General features: G+C 41.6%; 18 protein-coding genes. 9 read left to right on the forward strand and 9 right to left on the reverse strand.

Annotated features, from left to right (window positions below; all coding sequences use genetic code 11):
• The first annotated feature begins 23 nt into the window (after window positions 1-23).
• Window positions 24-1,742 (forward strand): acetate--CoA ligase, encoded by a 1,719-nt coding sequence (gene acsA, locus BMZ78_RS04880; protein WP_093228447.1) that lies wholly within the window; start codon window positions 24-26, stop codon window positions 1,740-1,742.
• 60 nt (window positions 1,743-1,802) lie between these two features.
• Here the strand turns inward: acsA and BMZ78_RS04885 are convergent, their stop codons facing one another.
• The 7 genes from BMZ78_RS04885 to exaC form a co-directional block, all read right to left on the reverse strand.
• Window positions 1,803-3,989, reverse strand: a complete 2,187-nt coding sequence (locus BMZ78_RS04885; RefSeq protein ID WP_093228449.1) for a transglycosylase domain-containing protein — start codon at window positions 3,987-3,989, stop codon at window positions 1,803-1,805.
• A gap of 207 nt (window positions 3,990-4,196) precedes the next feature.
• Window positions 4,197-6,590 carry a transglycosylase domain-containing protein gene (locus BMZ78_RS04890; RefSeq protein WP_093228450.1) on the reverse strand — a complete coding sequence of 798 codons (2,394 nt, stop codon included), beginning with the start codon at window positions 6,588-6,590 and terminating at the stop codon, window positions 4,197-4,199.
• 117 nt (window positions 6,591-6,707) lie between these two features.
• Complete coding sequence (locus BMZ78_RS04895) at window positions 6,708-8,957, reverse strand: transglycosylase domain-containing protein (protein ID WP_245739745.1); 2,250 nt, start codon at window positions 8,955-8,957, stop codon at window positions 6,708-6,710.
• Window positions 8,958-9,187: 230 nt separating this feature from the next.
• Complete coding sequence (gene rpsD, locus BMZ78_RS04900; RefSeq protein ID WP_093228454.1) at window positions 9,188-9,787, reverse strand: 30S ribosomal protein S4; 600 nt, start codon at window positions 9,785-9,787, stop codon at window positions 9,188-9,190.
• A 211-nt stretch (window positions 9,788-9,998) separates the two neighbouring features.
• Window positions 9,999-10,682 (reverse strand): tRNA (guanosine(46)-N7)-methyltransferase TrmB, encoded by a 684-nt coding sequence (trmB, locus tag BMZ78_RS04905; RefSeq protein ID WP_093228455.1) that lies wholly within the window; start codon window positions 10,680-10,682, stop codon window positions 9,999-10,001.
• 211 nt (window positions 10,683-10,893) lie between these two features.
• Complete coding sequence (locus BMZ78_RS04910; protein WP_245739739.1) at window positions 10,894-11,283, reverse strand: DUF779 domain-containing protein; 390 nt, start codon at window positions 11,281-11,283, stop codon at window positions 10,894-10,896.
• Window positions 11,284-11,304: 21 nt separating this feature from the next.
• Window positions 11,305-12,837, reverse strand: coding sequence for an acetaldehyde dehydrogenase ExaC (exaC, locus tag BMZ78_RS04915; RefSeq protein ID WP_093228456.1), 1,533 nt, complete (start codon window positions 12,835-12,837; stop codon window positions 11,305-11,307).
• Window positions 12,838-13,162: 325 nt separating this feature from the next.
• Between exaC and BMZ78_RS04920 the strand changes: the two genes are divergently transcribed.
• From BMZ78_RS04920 to BMZ78_RS04930, 3 genes are all read left to right on the forward strand, one after another.
• The gene (locus tag BMZ78_RS04920; protein WP_093228458.1) at window positions 13,163-15,052 is read left to right on the forward strand and encodes a sigma-54-dependent Fis family transcriptional regulator; all 1,890 of its coding nucleotides are present in this window, start codon (window positions 13,163-13,165) and stop codon (window positions 15,050-15,052) included.
• A 77-nt stretch (window positions 15,053-15,129) separates the two neighbouring features.
• Window positions 15,130-15,738, forward strand: coding sequence for a histidine phosphatase family protein (locus BMZ78_RS04925; RefSeq protein ID WP_093228459.1), 609 nt, complete (start codon window positions 15,130-15,132; stop codon window positions 15,736-15,738).
• A 7-nt stretch (window positions 15,739-15,745) separates the two neighbouring features.
• Entirely contained in the window at window positions 15,746-16,420 is a 675-nt protein-coding gene (locus BMZ78_RS04930; protein WP_093228461.1) for a phosphatase PAP2 family protein, read from the forward strand.
• Between the two features lie 187 nt (window positions 16,421-16,607).
• Here BMZ78_RS04930 and BMZ78_RS04935 read toward each other — a convergent pair whose 3' ends face one another.
• Window positions 16,608-17,540: a diacylglycerol/lipid kinase family protein gene (locus BMZ78_RS04935; protein ID WP_093228462.1), complete on the reverse strand. Its 933-nt coding sequence runs from the start codon at window positions 17,538-17,540 to the stop codon at window positions 16,608-16,610.
• A 248-nt stretch (window positions 17,541-17,788) separates the two neighbouring features.
• Here BMZ78_RS04935 and BMZ78_RS04940 point away from each other — a divergent pair, with 248 nt between their 5' ends.
• The 3 genes from BMZ78_RS04940 (at window position 17,789) to BMZ78_RS04950 (ending at window position 19,216) form a co-directional block, all read left to right on the forward strand.
• The gene (locus BMZ78_RS04940; RefSeq protein WP_093228464.1) at window positions 17,789-18,280 is read left to right on the forward strand and encodes a PaaI family thioesterase; all 492 of its coding nucleotides are present in this window, start codon (window positions 17,789-17,791) and stop codon (window positions 18,278-18,280) included.
• Window positions 18,281-18,292: 12 nt separating this feature from the next.
• Entirely contained in the window at window positions 18,293-18,733 is a 441-nt protein-coding gene (locus tag BMZ78_RS04945; protein ID WP_093228465.1) for an NUDIX hydrolase, read from the forward strand.
• A 249-nt stretch (window positions 18,734-18,982) separates the two neighbouring features.
• A complete protein-coding gene (locus BMZ78_RS04950) occupies window positions 18,983-19,216 on the forward strand; it encodes a hypothetical protein (protein ID WP_093228467.1) in 234 nt (77 codons plus the stop codon).
• A 94-nt stretch (window positions 19,217-19,310) separates the two neighbouring features.
• Here BMZ78_RS04950 and argS read toward each other — a convergent pair whose 3' ends face one another.
• Window positions 19,311-19,442 carry an arginine--tRNA ligase domain-containing protein gene (argS, locus tag BMZ78_RS19335; RefSeq protein ID WP_139203271.1) on the reverse strand — a complete coding sequence of 44 codons (132 nt, stop codon included), beginning with the start codon at window positions 19,440-19,442 and terminating at the stop codon, window positions 19,311-19,313.
• 144 nt (window positions 19,443-19,586) lie between these two features.
• Here argS and BMZ78_RS04955 point away from each other — a divergent pair, with 144 nt between their 5' ends.
• Complete coding sequence (locus BMZ78_RS04955; protein WP_093228468.1) at window positions 19,587-20,483, forward strand: Mur ligase domain-containing protein; 897 nt, start codon at window positions 19,587-19,589, stop codon at window positions 20,481-20,483.
• 144 nt (window positions 20,484-20,627) lie between these two features.
• The gene (gene tyrS, locus BMZ78_RS04960) at window positions 20,628-21,896 is read left to right on the forward strand and encodes a tyrosine--tRNA ligase (protein ID WP_093228469.1); all 1,269 of its coding nucleotides are present in this window, start codon (window positions 20,628-20,630) and stop codon (window positions 21,894-21,896) included.
• Window positions 21,897-21,958: the final 62 nt, after the last annotated feature.

Genomic DNA, 21,958 nt, shown 5'->3' on the forward strand with positions numbered 1-21,958 from the left:
AATAAAAAAAGGAGCGTGACGATATGGAACACCAGGAGCGTATCCCTGTTCTAACTCAGGGCAATAATTTGACCAACTATGAAGAAGCAGTACGTACCTTTGATTGGAAGCAAGTTGAAAGTGTATTTACCTGGTCGAAAACAGGCAAAGTAAACGCAGCATATGAAGCAATTGATCGTCATGTGGAGGAAGGAAAAGGAGAGCGTATAGCTCTTTTATATAGCGATGCGAACCGTGAGGAACGTTATACTTATCGCGAGATGATGGAAAAATCGAATCAATTTGGAAGCGCTCTCAAAAGGATGGGAGTCAAAAAAGGAGATCGTGTGTTTATTTTCTTGCCACGTACACCTGAATTTTATTTTAGTTTTCTTGGAATTATAAAAATTGGGGCGATTGCTGGTCCTTTGTTTGAAGCCTTTATGGAAGATGCTGTTCGTGATCGATTGGAAAACAGTGAAGCGATTGCTTTGGTAACCAATAAAGAATTGTTAAAGAGAGTTCCTGTAGATCAACTGCCGCATTTAAAATATATAATTTTAGTCGGTGGCTCCGATGAAGAAAAAGAAGGATATTTTCACTTTGAAGAAGAGATGGAAAAGTCAGAAGTTACATTAGATATTGAATGGATGGATCGAGAAGATCCCATGCTGATTCATTATACTTCGGGTTCTACAGGTAAACCAAAAGGGGTTTTGCATGTACACAATGCGATGATTCAACACTATCAGACAGGAAAGTGGGTTCTCGATTTGCAAGAAGACGACGTTTATTGGTGTACAGCAGATCCAGGGTGGGTAACAGGTACTTCTTATGGAATTTTTGCTCCATGGTTAAATGGCGTAACAAATGTCATTCGTGGCGGTCGTTTTAGTCCAGATGATTGGTATCAAACGATTGAAAAAAATCGGGTGACCGTTTGGTATAGTGCACCTACTGCTTTTCGGATGCTGATGGCAGCCGGGGAAGAGGTAGTGAAAAAATATGATTTGTCCTCTGTCCGTCATATATTAAGTGTAGGAGAACCACTCAATCCGGAAGTGGTGCGTTGGGGATTAAAAGTTTATGGTAAGCGCATTCATGACACTTGGTGGATGACAGAAACAGGCGGGATCCTGATTGCTAACTATCCTCAGATGGAAATCAAACCGGGTTCCATGGGAAAACCGTTCCCAGGCATTTATGCTGCCATTATCGATGATGAGGGAAATGAGCTGCCACCATATCAAATGGGGAACCTGGCAGTCAAGACACCTTGGCCTTCGATGATGCGGGCGATCTGGAAAAATCCCGAAAAATACCAGGAATATTTCCGCATTCCGGGTTGGTACGTATCAGGTGACTCTGCATATCGGGATGAGGATGGATATTTCTGGTTCCAAGGCCGAATTGATGATGTGATTAATACCTCTGGTGAGCGAGTTGGACCGTTTGAAGTGGAAAGTAAGCTCGTGGAGCATCCAGCTGTTGCGGAAGCTGGTGTGATTGGCAAACCGGATCCGATTCGTGGAGAAATTATCAAGGCATTTGTTTCATTACGGGCAGGATATGAGCCATCTGAGGAGTTAAAAGAAGAGATTCGCCAATTTGTCAAAAAGGGTTTGGCGGCACATGCGGCACCACGTGAAATCGAATTTAAAGATAAATTGCCAAAAACACGAAGCGGAAAAATTATGCGCCGCGTATTAAAAGCTTGGGAATTGGGATTGCCAACAGGCGACTTGTCGACAATGGAAGATTAAAAAGAAAAAAGAACCCCCTGATGATTTGCTGTGCACTTTGATCATCAGGGGGTTTTGTAGTTAATCCAAAACTTCATTTTCGTTTGGAGCCCCTTGCGCCGGCTTTTCATCTGAGCTGGGCGGAGCAGATCGATGGCATTCAAAACATTTATAAGGAACAGATCCACCAGGATTTGAAAAACTGGTTCCACGCTGAATCAGTTCGGGAGCCGTCTGGGTTGCAGCATGGAAGAGTCGAACCCATGCCTGGTTAGCCAAAGTTGTACTTCCTGGTAAGTTAAATTCATATCCAGCCCAAACTCCCAGTGATATTTCTGGTGTATAGCCGATAAACCATAAGTCTGTATTGTCATTGGTGGTTCCGGTTTTACCAGCTACGTTGTAACCACCCGTAGATCCACCAATCCAGCCAGAAGCGGTTCCACTGGTCACAACTGTACGTAGCATTTGGGTCATCGCATAAGCGACTTCAGGCTTGAATACCTGCTTCGGTTGGTATTTTTGATGGAAGTCATAAATGACTTTTCCAGAAGAATCTTCAATTCGATCAATGAGATGTGGCTTGTTAAATTGACCGTTGTTTGCAATCATGGCGTAAGCACCTGTCATTTCGGTAACCGTAAATCCTTCCGTTGCTCCGCCGAGTGCGAGGGATTCTCCATCCAATTTATGAGGTTCCATTCCCATCATTCGTAAATATTTAAAGGCTTGTTCTTTGCCTAACTTCCTGAATACCTTGATGGCAGGAATATTGTATGACCATTGCAAAGCTTTGGCAGTGGTAACACGACCATGAAACTTCTGGTCTGCGTTCTGATAATATTCGGAGGACCATTCTTTTCTGACTGGTTCATCAATAATGACGGAATCAGGTGAAAGAATGCCTTCATTCATGGCTGGTCCATAGGCAAGAATGGGTTTCATTGTAGAACCTGTTTGATTGCGAGCGATAAATGCATGTTCTTCATTTTCTTCGTTCATTTTTACTCCTGAAACGAAGGAGAGAATATCACCTGTTTTATTATCGATCAAGGTCGCGCCAATTTGCTCGCGAATTTCCTTGCCCTTGTACCAGGTAGAAGGCATATAAAGTGTATCTGCTGCTTTATTCATCGCATCATATAAATTTTTATCTACCGTTGTATAGATCTTATATCCGCCGGATTTTACCTTGCGACGGAAATAATCCCGTTTTTTTCCTTTCAAGTCGGGATCATCTTTATAAAGTTCCTGTAGAATAGTGGTTGCCTCATCTTCAATGGCAGTGATGAGAAAAGGATAGGTTGTAAAGGCATCTTCATTTTTGAGATCCTCTGGTTTGGCTAGCGAACCTTTGATATCAAAGCGTAGGGCCTGTTCATATTGTTGTTGAGTAATTTTCTTGGTCACAAGCATATTATGTAAGACGATTTTCATGCGCTCAATGCCGCGTTTCAGATTTTCCTCTTTTTGGCTTGCCTGGCTGGGGAAAGGTGTATATGCGATTGGACGCTGTACCATTCCAGCAATATAAGCAGCTTGAGCCAGCGCCAGGTCTTTGATGTCCTTGTTAAAAATACCTCGTGCTGCTGCTACCACACCATACAAGTGTTTGCGATTCGCACCTTGGCCAAAGTATGCACTGTTTAAATACTTGATAAATATCTCGTCTTTCGAATAGAACTTTTCCAAACGTATAGCGTTAACCATTTCCCGGATTTTGCGTTCCCCTGTTTTGTTCCGTTCTCCTAAAATCTCGGTTCGAACCAATTGTTGGGTAATCGTACTACCACCAGTGGTTTGTGTCTCATGTCCCATCGCTTTTTGAACTTGCTCATAGAAAGCCCGTGCAACGGAGCGGGGGGCAACGCCAGGATGCCGATAAAACTCACGATCTTCTGTGGCGATAAATGCGTCGATGAGATATGGGCTTACTTCTCTTAAATCTTTGATCAATTGTCGATCCTGATCGTTATGAAAACGACCGATTAATTCGGGTGTTCCATCTTTATTGGGACGGAAATAAGCGTAACTGGTCTCGGACCAATTGGTTAAATATTTATCATAATCTGCTCGGGTACGCAGTTTTTCGTCTTTGGCATAGGCAGAAATATAGCCAAGACCTACTCCAACAACGCCCACAGCAGTAATTAATATCAATACAAACAGAACAAAGACAGTTCGAAAAAACCAGCGGAAAATGTTGCGAGTGATGCTTGTTTTTTTCTCTTTCTTTTTTTCTTTTTCATTTTCATTTTCTTTTTCCATATATCAAACCCCCTTTTACATCCAAATTATATCATAGTTCTTGGTTAGTAGGATTTGTCATTTACTTGGATAGATACGGAAGAAAAAACTCTAGCTGATTCATGCAGCTAGAGTTTTGGATTCACATGGATGAAAGAGAAAAGGAATGTTTTTAAACGTGATCTCTTGTTTGTTCGAGGAGGTTCACTATTGTGAAGCTGTATTGTATTATGGGACTGATGTACCACCCGTTTGGCCTGAACCACCAGTCTGGCCTGAACCACCTGTTTGGCCTGAACCACCTGTTTGGCCTGAACCACCTGTTTGGCCTGAACCACCCGTTTGGCCTGAACCACCAGTCTGGCCTGAACCACCTGTTTGGCCTGAACCACCCGTTTGGCCTGAACCACCCGTTTGATCAGGTCTATCTGGTCTTTCTCTTCTTGGCTTTTCCTCTTTTTTTTGGGTGTTTTTCTTTTTTTTGGCTTTCTCATTCTCAATATCATCAAAAGATGGTACGCCACGATGACATTCGAAACACTGATACGGTACTTTTCCACCCGGATCTTTGAAGTTAGCTCCTGGTTTCATTAAATCCGGTCTTGCCTTGACAATTGCTTGGAACAAGGCTCCCCATGCATATTTAGAAGCATTTTCTGTTGTTGGAATGTTAATTTGATATCCTGACCAAACACCGAGCGAAACTTCCGGAGTAAAACCGATAAACCAGGAGTCTACGTTACTGGTCGTTGTTCCTGTTTTACCGGCTACATTGTAGCCACCAGCGTAGCTATTGATGAGCTGGGCAGTTCCACCTGTCACCACTTCCCGGAGCATTTTTGTCAGAGCATAAGCTACTTCTGGTTTGAATACCTGTTGTGGTTTGTGTTTCTGTTTAAAGTCATAGACAACCGTTCCATCGCTAGCCACAATCCGATCAATCAGATGCGGTTGATTAAATTGTCCGTTGTTGGCGATCGTTGCATAACCACCGGTCATTTGCGATACGGTAAATCCGTCAGTCGCTCCACCGAGAGCCAAGGTTTCTCCATCCTCTTTGGATGGATTAATATCCATTTTGTTTAAATAAGAGAAACCTTTTTGGATTCCCAACTTACGAATCAGCTTGATGGCAGGTGTATTATAAGACCATTTCAGAGCTTTCGTTGCAGTTACAGATCCATGATATTTGCGGTCTGCATTTTGATAGTTGACGTTACCAGACTCTTTTTTGATGGGTTCATCAACAATGATCGAATCGGGTGAAATCATCCCTTCATTCATGGATGGACCGTAGGCGAGTAATGGTTTCATCGTTGAACCTGGCTGATTGAGAAATTCTAAAGCATAGTTGTTGGTATCAGGATCTTCTTTGTCTTTTCCATAGTCCTGTTCCGCCTGGTTGCTGCTGACAAAGGAGAGAATGGCTCCTGTTTTGTTATCAATCAGTACTCCACCAACACGTTCGCGCCAGGATTTGTCATTGTAATATCTTGTGTCCAGGGACAAACTTTGAACTGATCTATTCATTTCTTCGTAAATCTTTTTGTCAATGGTGGTGTATATTTTAAAACCACCCATTCGTACCAGACTGCGATATTTATTGATCGGGACATCTTTAAAGTTTGGATCATCTTTATATAATTCTTTAAAGATTTGAATGGCTTCCTTTTCAACAGCTTCCGTGATCATCGGATATTTATTGTAAGCATTATCTGATTTAAAGTCACTGGGTTTGGCAAAAGAATGACGAATGTCAAATTTCAATGCTTCATCATATTGGGCTTTGGTAATAAAACCTAAATCCAACATATTCTCCAACACGAGTTGCATGCGTTGGATCCCGCGTTTAATGTTCTCTTCCCGATCTTTGTTCTCAGAAAAGGGGTTATAGTTATTTTGACCTTTTACCATGCCGGCGATATAAGCAGCCTGTGCCAAATGCAAATCTTTCACGCTTTTATTGAAGAGGAAACGAGCGGCAGCTGCCACACCGATCATGTTTCGACCATTGGCACCGGGTCCAAACTCTACACTATTTAAGTATTTAACAAAGATTTCATCTTTGCTGTAGTATTTTTCCAAGCGAATGGCATTGACCCATTCGCGAATTTTTCGCTCTTTGGTACGATCTGAGTTTGCCAAAATTTCGTTTTTAACCAGTTGTTGGGTGATGGTACTTCCACCCGTTGTGACTTCTGCTCCAATTAGCTGTTGCCAGAGAGCACGAGCAGTACCACGGTAAGAAATTCCGTGATGATCATAAAAGTCATGGTCCTCAATGGCGATAAAAGCTTTGACTAGCAGAGGATGGACATCGTTTAAGCTTTTGATGGATGTTTGCTGATTGTTTCCATCAATCATCGTTCCGATTAACTCTTCTTTTCCATCCGTTTTTGCAAAGTATGCATAACTGTTTCCATTGGACTTGCTCAATAGCCGGTCAAATTCGACTTTGGTTCGAACATTTTCATTTTTGGCAATAGCGGAAATAAGTCCGGCACCGACACCAAATGCTCCTACAGCAAGAACAATGCCTGTGATGGAAGCAACTTTCAGGCCTGCAATCATTCGTTTTTTCCATTTATTTTTAACATCTATGTTTCTTTCTTCTTTCTGCATGTTTCTCTAACCCCCTATATACTACAGAGATTATAACACAGTCATAAATCAATCTTGTTATGATATTGTTGTGACAATTGTATGAAATTGGCATGAAAAAACTCTAGCTAAACAAAGTTAGCTAGAGCGGGGGAAACGCAAATAGCTTTCAAGGGGTGGTCGTTGCGGTGGGGGACTAGGTGGATGGGGACCCGGAGATGGTGGAGCAGGTTCGGTAGATGGTTGATCTGGTTCTTCTGTGGGCGGAGGTTCCAAAATGGGTGGGATGATCGGAATTTCCGGGAGTTTGGATTTTTTTTCTTCTTCCTCTTTTTTGCGTTGTTCTTCGAGTTTTCGGTAATACTCAGCGACTTCATCACATTCAAATCCACAAATTTCCGGCCCCAAGTAACCTGGGTGTTTAAAATGAGTCCCTTTTGGGATGAGATCAGGGCTTGCCTTAACCGCTGCCTGAAACATATTAACCCACGCTTTTTTTACAAATTTTTCGTTGTGGGCCATGCTAAAGTTATAGTCGTATCCACCCCAAACCCCCAGTGTAATATCTGGCGTATATCCGATAAACCATAAATCACGGTCCTCATTGGTCGTGCCGGTTTTGCCAGCTAACTCATAACCAGATGGCAGGCGTGCCTGGATATAAGTTGCCGTTCCGTTTAATACCTGTTTGAGCATCATGGTGGTTTTGTAGGCGGTTTGTGGAGAAAAAACTCTCACTGGCCTGGGCTTGTGCTCCCAAATCACTTTCCCGTCCGAATCGGTTACTTTGGAAATGAGAAAGGGTTTGTTGTAGAGTCCCTGATTGGCAAAAGTGGAGAAAGCTGCACTCATTTTTTCGACTGTAAACCCTTGGGTCATTCCACCGATCGCTGCAGATTCTCCATCGTTTGGATCAGGAGGGAGTCCCATTTTGGTTAAATAATGAAATCCTTTTTGATGACCTAAAGCGTTAAAGGTTTTAATAGCAGGAATGTTATAAGACCATTTGAGTGCTTCTGTTACAGTGACAGGCCCTTGATAGGAACCGCTTGCATTTTTGTAGTAGCCGGATCCATCCCGTTTTCTCATTTTCTCATCGATTATTTTGGAACTGGGAGAAACGATTCCTTCTTCCATTGCTGGAGCAAAAACAAGCAAAGGCTTTATGGTGGAACCAGGTTGTCTTGAAACATGAAGGGCATGATCTTGCTGATTGACATTAAATTTTTCACTGCTGGAAACAAAAGCGAGTACAGCTCCTGTTTTGTTATGGATAAGGGTTGCGCCCAATTGTTCCTTGGTCTTTTTTCCTTTGTATGTTCGGGGATAGAAGGTTAGTCCTTGCGTAGCCATCCGGTTGATGGCATTGTACAGTTTTTCATCGATCGTGGTGTAAAAATGGTAACCACCCGTGACTGCTTTCTTTTTGTACTCTTCCAGTAGTGCTTTGTATTTTCCTTGCTTTTTAAGCTCTTGAATATTGAGACGATCCATTTCCATCAATGTTTCGGCCGCTTCATCTTCAATCGCAAACATAATAAAAGGATACCGTTCATAACCGTCATTGAAATGCTCAGACCTCGCCAAAGATTTCTTGATATCAAATCGCAAGGCTTCTTCATATTCACGTTGGGATATCTTCTCATACTCTCGCATTTTGTCAAGGACCAGTTTCATGCGTTTAAGACCGCGTTCCAGGTTTTTGGGATCGTCATCGAGAGGGTTTAGGGCATTGGGGCGTTGAACCATACCAGCCAAGTACGCAGCTTGAGCTAAATGGAGGTGTTTGGCATCGGTGTTAAACAAACCCCGTGCTGCCGCTTCTACTCCATGCATTTTACGGCCGTGTGCCCCTTTTCCGAAGAAAACGCTGTTTAGGTAATAGACCAGGATTTCATCTTTGGAATACATTTGTTCCATCCTCAGAGCAAGAATGATTTCTTTTGCTTTGCGTGAAAAAACTTTGGAACGGTCGTTCAGGATGATGTTTTTCACCAGTTGCTGCGTAATCGTACTCCCACCCGTGGTAACTTCGCTGCCAACTACTTGCTGATAAGCTGCACGTACGATGGAGCGGAGGACAATGCCATGATGTTCATAAAAGTCCCGATCTTCGATGGAGATAAAAGCATGAATCAGATAGGGGCTGACTTCATCCAAAGACTTGATCAGCTTGCGGTTGTTGTTATCATATCGAAGTTCGCCGATTTTTACCGGTTTTCCAGATGCATCTTTGTTGGAAAAGTAAGCATAACTGGTTTGGAATAACCCTTTTAGGCTTTTTTCAAAATCACTTTTGGTTTGGATCGTTTGATCTTGAACCATCGCTGAAACGACTCCAATCCCGATCCCCACTGCCCCGATCGTGGTTACTAGAAAAATAGCCACTGACAATATAATCATATTCCTTATTCGTTTAAATATTCTGTTATTACTTTTGTCCATCTGTCCATCACCCCACATTCTAGGGTTATATTATCCCAGAATTTTTCCTAAAACAAGGTATTTATTCTGTATTTTTTATATAAAGGGAAAAATAGGGAAATAACATGTGTTTCCTCATCCATAATACACAAAAAAGCTGTTGGCTTTTGACCAACAGCTTTTGATTGCATCGATTAACGAGAATAGAACTCAACGATCAGGGTTTCGTTGATTTCCGTTGGCATTTCAGAACGCTCAGGAAGACGGGTTAGAGTACCTTCCATCTTGCTTTCATCAAAGCTCAGGAACTCAGGCAGGTAAGTACGATCTTCCAAAGCTTCTTTTACCACTTGCAGGTTCCGGCTTTTTTCACGCAATCCGATAACATCGCCTACTTGTACTTGATAAGAAGGGCGGTCTACTTTTTTACCGTTTACGGTAACATGACCGTGTACAACCAATTGGCGAGCTTGGGCACGGGTACGAGCAAAACCAAGACGATATACGAGATTGTCCAGACGGGATTCAAGCAATTTCAAGAAGTTTTCACCGTGAACCCCTTTCATTTTACCCGCTTGTACAAACAGGTTGCGGAATTGTCTTTCGCCCAAACCGTACATGAAACGCAGTTTTTGTTTTTCTTGTAACTGTAGACCGTATTCGCTGAGTTTTTTACGAGTATGACCGTGCTGTCCAGGTGGGTATGGACGTTTGCTTAATTCCTTGCCTGTACCGGAAAGAGAAATACCCAGACGACGGCTCAGTTTCCAACGTGGTCCAGTATAACGTGCCATAATCGTTCTCCTTTCATCATTTGCGTATTTAGCAAATGACAGGGTTTCTGGTTCACTTGCCTATCCGCTTGTCTTCCGGATAGCGACGAAAGACAGGATACCTATGAACAATGATTCATAGGGGAACCAGTGAGGGTGAATCCCTTCACCACCTATCCTTTGCTAGCTATCCTCAATCCCCCAAGGAGGTTTTGAGTCATACAAAGCAATATTATACTTGATTGGAGTGGAAAGTCAATGATGGATTCGATGATGGTCGAGGCGGTTTTACCCGTACATAGTAAATAGGCATCCCTTGGCTGACAAACTTATCTTCATATTCCGTGGTGATATTGTGCTCATTGTAAGGGCTATGATGTAAATCAGTCGTTTGCTCCACGATTTCCCAACCCATTTCCGTAAATTCCTCCAAGGAGAAAGTGTATAAGCCTTCACTATCGGTTTTTAGGATTAAATCTCCATCTGGAGCAAGGATGTCTTTATACATATTTAAAAACACCCGATAGGTCAATCTTCGTTTGGTGTGCCGCTTTTTGGGCCATGGATCACTAAAGTGCAAAAAGAAACGACTAACTTCTCCCGGTGCAAAAATTTCGGGGAGTTTTTTTACATCGATCCACAAATAACGGATATTTGTACATTCAGTAGCTTCGCCTTTTTGTACTGCTTTTAAGAGCACTTCTTCGACCCGTTCTACACCAATCCAATTTTTATCTGGATGTAAAGAAGCTGCTTTGGCCAGAAATTGCCCTTTTCCCGTACCCAATTCAACGAAAAGGGGTTGGGGGTTTGGAAATAGTGTTTGCCATTTACCACGCCATTGCTCTGGGTCTTTGACCACAAGCGGATTTTCCATTAAAAATGGTATGGCTTTTGGATTTCTTCTTAGACGCATAGATGATCCAACCTCATTTGCTTAGTTTTCTTTGTTCTGCTATCAAGGAGTTATTATACATTACAGGACTTGCTGGCTGAAAGACCACGGTTTCAATCGCAGACAGCACAAAGTGATGGAAATATTCTTGCGAGCTGTGGGGAATGGGGTTCGTTTCCGTGTATATGCGAAAAAAATCCCCCACATGCTGGGCTCATGCGGGGGAAATGTACTATTCATGGGTATGATTCGGAAAAGAAATGGGTTCAAGTCGCTGACGCTCTTCATCAGTAAAGACGCGTGAGCGGGTCACGAAGCGGACACCTAATGGAATTTCAAGTGAAAAAGATGCTCCACGGCCAGGAGTGACATCGATTATGAGCTGAGTGTGTTGCCAGTACTCAAATTGAGAACGGGACATGTAAAAGGGACAACCGGCAATCCTGCCCAAGAGAACATCATTTGAACCTACACGAAATTGTCCTTTTTTGAAACACATGGGGGCTGAACCATCACAGCATCCACCACTTTGATGAAACATCAACTCCCCATGTTTTTCCATTAGCTGTTCAATCACCTGACGGGCTTCTTCTGTTACCAATACTCGTTTAACCTGTTGCACCTCTGATCTTCTCCTTAAGAGTTAAAACAGGCCCGTTGGGTTTTTATCATAAGAAATTAACAGGTTTTTCGTTTGACGATAATGGTCCAACATCATTTTGTGAGTTTCACGGCCAATTCCAGATTGCTTGTATCCGCCAAAGGCAGCATGAGCTGGGTAGAGGTGGTAGCAGTTAACCCATACCCTACCAGCTTGGATTCCACGGGCAATTTGATAGGCCTGATGCATATCGCGTGTCCAAACTCCAGCACCGAGACCATATAAGGTATCATTTGCGATTTCCAATAATTCTTTTTCATCTTTGAAGGTAGTGACAGAGACAACCGGTCCAAAGATTTCCTCTTGGAAAATGCGCATTTTGTTATTACCAAAGAAGACGGTTGGCTCGATGTAATATCCATTCGGATATTTTTCGATTTTTAATGGTTTACCACCAGTGAGGCATTGGGCTCCTTCTTCCTTACCTAGAGCAATGTAGCTAAGAATTTTTTCGTACTGATCACTTGATGCCTGGGCTCCCATCATGGTTGCTGGATCAAGAGGGTCGCCTACTTTGATCTTTTTCACTCGTTCTAAAGCCCGGGCGATAAATTCATCATAGATGGATTCCTGGATCAATGCTCGTGATGGACATGTACAAACTTCTCCCTGGTTTAAGGCGAACATCGTAAATCCTTCCACAGCTTTCTCCAGGAATTCATCGTTTTCTCTCATGACACTTTCGGTAAAGATGTTTGGTGATTTACCACCCAATTCAAGGGTAACAGGTACAATATTTTCCGAAGCATATTGCATAATCAGGCGACCTGTCGTGGTCTCACCTGTAAAGGCGAGTTTGCCTATGCGTGGCGAAGTAGCGAGTGGTTGTCCTGCTTCAATTCCAAAACCGTTCACAATATTGAGGACACCAGGTGGAAGCAGGTCAGTGATCAGCTCGGCAAACAAAAGGACGGTTACAGGAGTCTGTTCGGCTGGCTTGAGGACGACACAGTTACCTGCAGCCAATGCTGGAGCCAATTTCCATGCGGCCATCAATAGTGGAAAGTTCCATGGAATAATTTGTCCAACGACGCCAATCGGTTCTTTGATATGGATCGCAACCGTTGATGCATCCAGTTCGGAGAAAGCCCCTTCTTCTGCGCGGATTACACCTGCAAAATAGCGAAAGTGGTCAGCAGCGAGTGGTATATCCGCATTCAGTGTCTCACGAATGGGTTTTCCATTGTCCCATGTTTCGGACAAGGCAAGTAGCTCGCGATTTTCCTCAATTCGCTCAGCAATTTTTATTAAGATGTTGCTCCGTTCCGCGGGTGAAAGCTTACCCCACTTTTCTTTTGCAGCATGAGCATGATCCAAAGCCAACTCAATATCCTCTTTTTGCGACCGGGGTACTTTGGTGAAAACTTGGCCATTCACGGGGGAGATCACATCAAAATATTCTCCACCTACAGGCGGTACCCATTCACCACCAATAAAATTCTCATATTTCGGTTTGTAGTGAAGAATACTTCCTTCCGTATTTGGCGCTAAAAATGGAGTTGCCTTTTTACTCATTTGCTCGACCTCCAGTGGAATAATGTGGGAGCGATGCTTTCACCTCAATATATGTGCAAAAATGATGCCAAATTTATAACGTAATGAAATAAGATAGTTGTCGAAATGAAAGTGTTTCATGATTGTTTCTGTGTTTCAAAATGGAACAAACACATGCGTTTCAAAATGGATAAAACGCATTGTTTATGTTTAAAGCATACATTGTTTACAATTATTGAATGGTTATATCACTTACGATATAATCAAAATAGTTAATTTTGACCATAATGTAATCAGAATAGTTTTAACTATAAATACGAGAAAGGGAGGATCGTTTTATTTCGGTATGAATATGACGACTATTCCTCCATCCGTTATTTCTTCTTGGAACCGCAGTAGAAAATATGGAATCAATCCACAGGAAGCCCATCACCGATCACTCTCGCCAAGAGAATTGCTGGATCGGCAGGCTGTCATGAAAGAACTGTTGGATGCTTCCCGAGATATTTTGGATCATTTGTATCAGCAGTTGAAACAGACTGACATTATTATTGCTTTAACTGATCAAGATGGCTATCTGGTAGCAACGTGGGGTTGCCCAACGATTGCAAATCAATTCAGGAAAGGAATATTTGATGTTGGAACCAACTGGAATGAAGATACCAAAGGAACAACAGCGATCGGACTGGCTTTAACTGAAAAGCGACCCGTAACTGTTTTGGGGAAACAACATTATTGTCTGGAATACCATGTGTTAGGTTGCAGTGCAACACCCCTTTTTTCAGCAACTGGTGAGTTATTGGGAATTTTGGGAATTGGCGGAGATGTACGTACCCATTATGATCATTTATTGCCATTGATTGTAGCAGCTGCCCAAGCTTGCCAATCCCGCCTTCTCTTGCAGAGTACAGAACGGGAGCTAGTCTTGCATTTATGTGAATCGGATACGACGATGAAAAGTTATAAAAAGCCATTGATTTCAGTTGATGAAGAAGGATTGATCAGACGTATCAACGAAGAAGCTGCCCAGATCTTACAGATGCCAATGGCTGAATGTGTTGGTCGACCTCTTTCTCATTGGATTGGCGAAAAACAGATGACAAATCTTCTTTCCGCCAAGAACCTTTCACTGAAACAGATGGATGTCGTAAACCCTCCGTCCGCCAACCACCCGCACCGATGGATCATTCAACCCATTTTAGATCAACGCCCAAAAGTGTTTCGTAAACTCCATTCGTCCGATGTAAAGCAGCCTGATAACTCCACATCCTTTATAACCCGAGGAGTGAAAATAGGTAAAGCTGTTGTGCAATGTCCTAGAGTACAAAAACTTTATCGTTTTGCTCTTCGAGTTGCTAAAACCAATGCAAATATCCTTATTTGCGGTGAAACAGGAACAGGAAAAGGGGTGTTGGCGAAAGAAATTCATCGGGCCAGTGGACGAACAGGTCCTTTTTTAACGTTGAATTGTGGAGCAATTCCTTCACAGTTGATCGAATCAGAACTGTTTGGCTATGAAAGAGGAGCATTTACTGGCGCAAGAAGCAATGGCCATCAAGGGAAGTTTGAAGCAGCGGATGGCGGTACATTGTTTTTGGATGAGATTGGCGAGATGTCTCCCATGGCACAAGTGGCTTTATTGAAGGTGTTGGAGGAAAAAGTAATTACGCGTATTGGATCTCATCGTCCGATTCCAGTGAATGTCCGGATTATTGCTGCTACTAATAAGGATCTGGTCAGAGAAGTAGAAGAAGGCCGGTTTCGTGAAGATTTGTATTATCGATTAAGAGAGATTGAGTTGGCATTGCCTCCGTTGAGAGAAAGGACAGATCTGGCTTATTTAATAGAGGAATTTATGGCTCAAATTTCTGAAGAATTAAAAATTGGCATGACTTTGGAATTGGATGCCTATCATGCATTATTGCAATATAAGTGGCCAGGAAACATTAGAGAAATGAGACAAGTGATTCGCCAAGCAGCTTTTCATGCTTATATGGGGCGAGAATCTACGACGATTAGCGTGGAGGATCTTTCCTTTTCCAATCAGTTAAAATCGCCCGTTTCTGTTTCATTGCATGAAATGGAGGAAGAAGTGATTGCTCGAACACTTCAAGCCACAGGAGGTAATCTCACTGCAGCAGCGAGACAGTTGGGAATTGGTCGTACTACCCTGTATCGGAAACTGTCACAATACCCCAAGTTGAAACATTTGCATAAACGCCTGCAACAGCGATAAATTGTACTCCTCTTTTCATTTTTTAGGGCATGGTTATTCGTTATATTAAATAAAGTAGTTGTAAAGGGGGGAGGAGTATGGTGACAACCGTTGATTTGATACGTCACGGTGAAACGATTTGGAATAGAGAAAAAAGATTCCAAGGTCACACAGATATTCCATTGAGTGAGGAAGGACGAAAACAGGCGGAGGGTTTAGCGAAATACTTGGTTCAAGAAAGGATTTCTGCCATTTATTCGAGTGATTTGTGTCGAGCTTTCAATACAGCTCAGGCAATTGCGCAAGTTCACTCATTGCCAGTCAAAACATCCGTTTATTTACGTGAACGCCATATGGGCGATTGGGCTGGCCTGACATTGGATGAGGTGCAAAATCGTTATCCGGATTGGGAAGAAGTTATGATTCATGGTGGAGTATATGGAATCGAAGAAACGAAACAAATGGCCAGGCGTGTGATGTTTGAATTGGAGCGTTTGGTTCAGAAACATAGAGGAGAGCATATCTGTGTCGTAAGTCATGGTGGTTGTATTCACGCGGTATTAGGGGAAGTGACGCAAGGCCAACATGACAGAAAGGATGTACGAATTGAGAATACGAGTGTGACACGCCTTCACTTTGATGAGGAAGATGGATGGCAAATAGTATTTGTCAATCAAATGCCTCACCTGTTAAAGAAAGGAAGATAATCTTATTATGAGATTAAAATTCCTTTCAAATTATTGGTACTATCTAGCGTTATTTGGTTTAATCATGATGGCATTTGGATCCTTGAATCTGTTCGCTGAACTGTCAGAGGATCTGCTCGAGAGCGAATTGGAAAATATCGATCAAATGGTTCGCCAAATGGTTGAACATTATCATTCGCCAAGTCTGACCTCTTTTTTTACCGTGATTACAGAGCTTGGTTCAACTGGGTTTTTGACCATGTTGACCACAATAACAGTGATGGTACTTCTTTACAAGTACAAACGCTGGAAAGAGGCTTTGGCGCTGATTATGGTTGTTGGTACCTGTTCGATATTTACCACTGTTTTCAAACATTTGTTTCAACGCCAACGTCCAATGGAAGATCCCTTGATCGATGCTACAGGTTACAGTTTTCCTAGTGGTCACTCAGTCGGATCAATGGCTTTTTATGGCTTTTTAATTTATCTCTGCTTGAAAATGCGTTTGCCTCATTACTGGAAAATGGGGATTAGCTTTTTTTTGGGTTCCGTGATTGTATTGGTTGGATTCAGCCGAATCTATCTGGAAGCTCATTATTTGACAGATGTTCTGGCTGGTTTTTCGCTTGGTTTTTTCTGTTTAGCTCTCGTGATTTTATGGAGCGAACTATCGGATTGGCCCAAGAAAAAAACAGCGAAATGAAAATCAGCTTTTTCATCCTCTGATGATGTTGCTCGGAAACATGCAGGTCTATTGACAAAACCGGCAAATAACGACAACTTTGTCAACAAGCAGAGCCATATCGAAATCAATCGATATGGCTCATTTCAATTTCCAATCCTTTGGTCAACAGCTTCGAATTCAGTTAACAGTTGATATCGCCACGTCATTATAAGTCAAAGTGTTCAATGGAGAAGAAGTGACGGGTTCGTTGTATAAAATCGTGGCCAACCACCATTTGTAAATGTTTTGGTAAGATCGTTAACGTGGCTGGAGTAAATGTTTTCTTTTCTCCATCGCAATCTACTTTTTGAACTGGATGTGTATTGATTTGCAAAGACTTGGCCTGAAAGTAAAAGAGATCTTCACTGTTGGGACGTTCATCAATGAGATGGGAATAGAGGATCGATCGCAACGCTTCTAATGAGGCTTTACGAATAATCAGGACATCGAGTAATCCGTCTTGTACATTATTTCGTGGGAAGTATGTTTCCATACCTCCTACATAGGAGCCGTTGCCGACAATCATCATGGTGGCATAGCCGCGAAAGTAATGGCTTTCTGATGTGACTTCAAGAAAAAAAGAAGGTGGTTGTGAGAACGACTGTACAGCACTTAGGTAGTAAGCTAAACGTCCCCAGTCCCTTTTGATATCAGGGTCAATCTGTTCAGATACCTGAGTAATTAATCCGACTCCCCAAAAGTTGAGAAAATATCGGTCATTATGTTTGCCAACGTCTACAGGAGCTATTTTTCCTTCCATCAGTTGTTCAATGGCTTCTTCTGGCTCTTGGGAAATACCCAGAGTTCGAGAAAAGTCATTACAGGTTCCACCAGGCAGGATGGCGAAGATGGGTCTTTGAGGTAATGGGCATAGAGCGTTGATCAGTTCATGAACGGTTCCATCTCCGCCTACAGATACAATCATATCCACATGATTTGCAATGGAGCGTACAATTTCCGTGCCATCACCTGGTTTTGACACTAAATAAACGCCAACGTCTGGGGACTTTTGCTCCAATTTCTTTTGGATCATTTCCAGTTTTCCCAATAATTTTTTGTTTCCAGCTGCAGGGTTAGCAATGATCGCGACACGATTCATTCAATTTGGTTCCTCCTAATTTTTCATCTTTTACAGAATAACGTGCCATCTACATAAAAACAAGATGACTTTGAGTGTGATGTGGAGAAGTTGCATCCCTGTTTACCCTTCGCTAATATAAAAAAGGTACTTGTATTTTGTTTGATTCATAAGAGATTTATTTTTTCGGGACGGTTTAGGAAATTCGGATGATGTTTGGAAGAGTATGTCTACCATTATCATAAGGATCAAGTAAGGATTGATGCAATATGACGGCGGAACTGATGACACCAGAGCACTTATTTAGAGAATTGGAAGACTTAAGACCTTATGAAATAAAAACCATTCATAAATTGGTTGAGGCATTGAAACGTACACGTGACGGACGGCTTGCTTATATCGAGGCGTTAATGGATTTTCAGCGGCTGGGATTTGATAAAGAAAAAGGAGCATATGTTCATCGGATGTTGATTAAGGAAGAGTTAATGAATCGCTATAATATTTTACATGGTGGTATTACAGCAACCTTTATTGATACAGCGATGGCTTCGTCCATTTTTCAAGAATTGGGCGAAGAAGCGAAAGTGGTTACTGCAGATTTATCCGTCCGCTTTCTTTCTCCAGGAATAAAAGGATGTTTAACTGCTTATACAAATGTGGTAAAAAAAGGGAAAACAATCATTGTTTTAGAAAGCAAAGTAGAAGATGAACGTAAGAGAAAGATTGCTACAGCTTCATCCACTTTTTTTCGAATACAGTAGGTGAAATCGCATATGAACAAACCTTATAAACTGGTAGCCAAAGCGATTATTTTTCATGAGAATCATGTTTTGGTTTTACGTAAGTCAGAAGAAGAGAGAATCGCTAAAAATTCGCATGGATGGGACTTTCCAGGTGGAAGTTTGGAACCGGATGAGCTTTTGTTGGATGGATTGGCTCGTGAGTTGGCAGAAGAAATTGGACTAACGGTAAAAGTGATTGCCCCAGCTTATGTGTATGATGAAATTCAAGAAGAGAAGCATTTGGTGATTATCAAGTTTGCTTGTGATCAACCAGAAGGACAACTGATACTGAGTCCAGAACATGAATATTATCAGTGGATTCCGCTTGAGCAATTACATGAAACAGAAATACCTGAATGGATGAAAGACGAAATTGGTCGTGCTTATCGGATCTATAAGGAATTTCGTACGAATGAAGAAAAACACCTATGATAAAGCAGAGTTTCCTTTTCTCGTTGCTCGTCTTTTATCAAAAATAAAGGAGGATGAACGGGAAAAGGAAACTTAAAAATATCTTTTCGTTTCAGCAAGAGTTTAAGAAAAATGTTGACAGGATATGTTTTTGCTAAAAAAGAAGGAATTTTCCTGATATGATCGTATTAAAAAAAGAAAGCGGACAAAATGATTTGCTTTGGAATAAATTGATAGCAAATCTGGTTTTGATAGAAGGGAGGTTGAAAGATGAGGTGGAGAAATAGAAAATTAAGAAAGCGTCTTTCCTCATTTGAAACCATTTTTCAAAAACATGCTGAGATTTGTCCTCGTTGTCGTGCGTTAATTGTATGGCCGCTCGGTGATGCCATGCCGGAAATATGTAGACGTTGTGAAAAAAGATTAATTGAGGGTGATCAAGAAGAAGAAAGCTCAATATATTTAAATGTGAATCGACAATGGCGAGAAATTTTTCACTTTTGAGTGAGGAATCCTTTCGCTATATTTTTTTGTTCTCCTCATCTTTGAAGAAATGAAAACGAATACTGGTTGAAGTTGTTCGGAAATCTGATTTCTTCTACATCTTCTTTGCTTCCCCATTAGCAACAATCGACTTGCCAAACTGTGTTCCCCAATCACCCAGATGGTTAGTACGAATGGGTTTGTAGCCTTCTGGGCTTTTTCCATCTCCAGATTTCTGGAAATTAATGGATTCTGTTTTTTCCTTTTAAGAAAAAAGGAGATACGAAGGCAAGAAACGTGACGTTATAAATATGAGTATAATAAGTCGAGATTTCTTGTTATTTTAAATATTCTGTTTTAGTGGTCGGATATCAGTGGAGGGACGAAAAGCATGAAACAAACATATTATTTTCTTGGGCTAGAGGATGAACATATGGTGGCTTTGGCTCAAATTCTTAATGATATGGAATATCAGGTCGTTGGTTGGGACTATCTTTTATCCATGTCCATGCGCAAATTGCTTGAGGGAAAAGGAATCAAGGTTGAAACGTTTCGCCTTGATGAGATAAAACATGGAGATAGCATCATTGTATTGGAAGCTTATGAGCAAAGAGCGAAAGAGTTATTATCCCCATTGAACAAAGAGGTCAAGTGGTATAATTATCATGAGTTTATGAGTCAATGGATTCCATTGTATACCAGTATTTCAATTGCTGGCCTGCAAGGAAAGAAAACATTGGCTCGGCTCATGTTACAGGTGTTGGAATCATTTGTACCTATTTCTTATTTATTAAGCGAAAGTTTGGCGAAAGGTAGCAAAAACTGTACCTATTTTATTTTTGAAGGATGTGAAGAACCAAAGTATATCGAAGCGTATCAGCCTGATTACCTTGTTATAACCAGTATGGATGGAAGTCAGAACTCATTGTTTGAGAATAAACAAGCGATAAAACAAACTTATTTACAGATGGTGAAACAAGTAAAAAAGCGGGTTGTAGCCTGTGGGGATGATACAAATACACATGTACTGTTAACAGCTGGTCCTGTTTTATTTTATGGATTTGGATTAAACAATGATTTGATTGCAAAAAATGTCGTGGAAGCAGAGGGGCGGCTGTTTTTTGATGTTTATTTGGATAAACAGTTTCTTGATCGGTTTGAATTGGGATGGTGTGACAAGCAGGCGGTTCTTCACGTATTGGCAATGATCGGGATTGCCTTGCTAGAAGGATTGGATTTGGTAAAATTGAAGGGGTCCATCCGTTCATTTTCAACGATTCATGTATAATGCGGGAAGAGCGAATTCTTTTTCCCGGAAAAGTGTTAGATGGTACGATTTTTTGAACAGCTTTTGCTCATTGAGTATGGATATGATACAATCAGCGAATAAAGTCAAATAATCAAATAATAAGGAATGTCGGGAGAGTTTTCTATGGACATTTTGAAAGACTTGCAAGCAAGAGGACTTATTTATCAAAGCACTGATTTGGATGCATTACAAGATAGACTTAGTAAGGGACCTATTACACTCTATTGTGGATTTGATCCGACTGCAGATAGCTTACATATTGGGCATTTGGTTACGGTATTGACTTTGAGACGGTTTCAGTTGGCAGGTCATCATCCGATTGCTTTGGTAGGAGGAGCAACGGGTCTGATCGGAGATCCCAGTGGTCGAACATCAGAGCGCACCCTTAACTCTCGCGAAATCGTCACTGAATGGACAGAAAAGTTAAAGAAACAATTGTCCCGTTTCCTTGACTTTGAATCTTCCAGCAATCCAGCAAAAATGGTAAACAACTATGACTGGATTCATTCCTTGGATGTGATTACCTTTTTGCGGGACATTGGAAAGAATTTCACTATTAACTCCATGTTGGCGAAAGAATCAGTAAGCTCCCGTCTGGAAAGAGGCATTTCTTTCACCGAATTCAGCTACATGATTTTACAGGCATATGATTTCTATCAATTACATGAAAAGTATCAATGTGAATTACAAGTAGGTGGCAGTGATCAGTGGGGAAATATCACGGCAGGTACTGAATTGATTCGTCGTATGCATGAGGAAAAAGTAACAGTGCACGGGTTGACTTTACCACTCATCACAAAGAGTGATGGTACGAAGTTTGGCAAGAGTGCTTCTGGCGCTGTTTGGCTGGATCCGGAAAAAACATCACCTTATGCTTTCTATCAGTTCCTGCTTAATGTAGATGACCATGATGTGATTAAATTATTGAAAGTATTTACATTCCTGTCTCTGGAAGAGATTAAGGAATTGGAGCAAGAAGTGGCTACACGTCCTGAAAAACGAGTGGCACAACGGACACTTGCAGAAGAAGTTACCCGCCTTGTTCATGGAGAAGAGGCACTGAAACGTGCGGTTAATATTACTCAGGCGTTGTTCCATGGCGAGATCAGAAAACTGACGGCACAGGAAATTGCCGAGGCATTCCAGGATGTTCCGTCCGCTACCATTACGGATCATCAATTGCCATTGGTAGATGTTCTTGTTCAAACAGGAGCAGCAAAGTCCAAACGGGAAGCACGTGAATTTATCACAAATGGTGCCGTTACTGTGAATGATGTGAAAGTGACTGATTTAACGATAAAAGTAGATGAATTGGATCATTTAGCTGGTAAATACCTGGTTATTCGCAGAGGAAAGAAAAATTACTATTTATGTGAGCTTGCTCAGGCATAAGGACTTAACTCCTGCAAATTCAAAAGCTGCCCATTTTCACCAAAATGGGCAGCTTTTTTTGG

Source organism: Thermoflavimicrobium dichotomicum (assembly GCF_900114055.1).
Classification (GTDB): Bacteria; Bacillota; Bacilli; order Thermoactinomycetales; family Thermoactinomycetaceae; genus Thermoflavimicrobium; species Thermoflavimicrobium dichotomicum.

Bases quoted from the DNA above. Each gene is read 5' to 3' on its own strand.
- BMZ78_RS04940 (WP_093228464.1), top strand. From the start codon at position 17,789: ATGACGGCGGAACTGATGACACCAGAGCACTTATTTAGAGAATTGGAA.
- BMZ78_RS04920 (WP_093228458.1), top strand. From the start codon at position 13,163: ATGAATATGACGACTATTCCTCCATCCGTTATTTCTTCTTGGAACCGC.
- BMZ78_RS04925 (WP_093228459.1), top strand. From the start codon at position 15,130: ATGGTGACAACCGTTGATTTGATACGTCACGGTGAAACGATTTGGAAT.
- acsA (WP_093228447.1), top strand. From the start codon at position 24: ATGGAACACCAGGAGCGTATCCCTGTTCTAACTCAGGGCAATAATTTG.
- BMZ78_RS04935 (WP_093228462.1), bottom strand. From the start codon at position 17,540: ATGAATCGTGTCGCGATCATTGCTAACCCTGCAGCTGGAAACAAAAAA.
- BMZ78_RS04890 (WP_093228450.1), bottom strand. From the start codon at position 6,590: ATGCAGAAAGAAGAAAGAAACATAGATGTTAAAAATAAATGGAAAAAA.
- BMZ78_RS04950 (WP_093228467.1), top strand. From the start codon at position 18,983: ATGAGGTGGAGAAATAGAAAATTAAGAAAGCGTCTTTCCTCATTTGAA.
- BMZ78_RS04955 (WP_093228468.1), top strand. From the start codon at position 19,587: ATGAAACAAACATATTATTTTCTTGGGCTAGAGGATGAACATATGGTG.
- BMZ78_RS04885 (WP_093228449.1), bottom strand. From the start codon at position 3,989: ATGGAAAAAGAAAATGAAAATGAAAAAGAAAAAAAGAAAGAGAAAAAA.
- exaC (WP_093228456.1), bottom strand. From the start codon at position 12,837: ATGAGTAAAAAGGCAACTCCATTTTTAGCGCCAAATACGGAAGGAAGT.
- trmB (WP_093228455.1), bottom strand. From the start codon at position 10,682: ATGCGTCTAAGAAGAAATCCAAAAGCCATACCATTTTTAATGGAAAAT.
- BMZ78_RS04930 (WP_093228461.1), top strand. From the start codon at position 15,746: ATGAGATTAAAATTCCTTTCAAATTATTGGTACTATCTAGCGTTATTT.
- BMZ78_RS04945 (WP_093228465.1), top strand. From the start codon at position 18,293: ATGAACAAACCTTATAAACTGGTAGCCAAAGCGATTATTTTTCATGAG.
- rpsD (WP_093228454.1), bottom strand. From the start codon at position 9,787: ATGGCACGTTATACTGGACCACGTTGGAAACTGAGCCGTCGTCTGGGT.
- tyrS (WP_093228469.1), top strand. From the start codon at position 20,628: ATGGACATTTTGAAAGACTTGCAAGCAAGAGGACTTATTTATCAAAGC.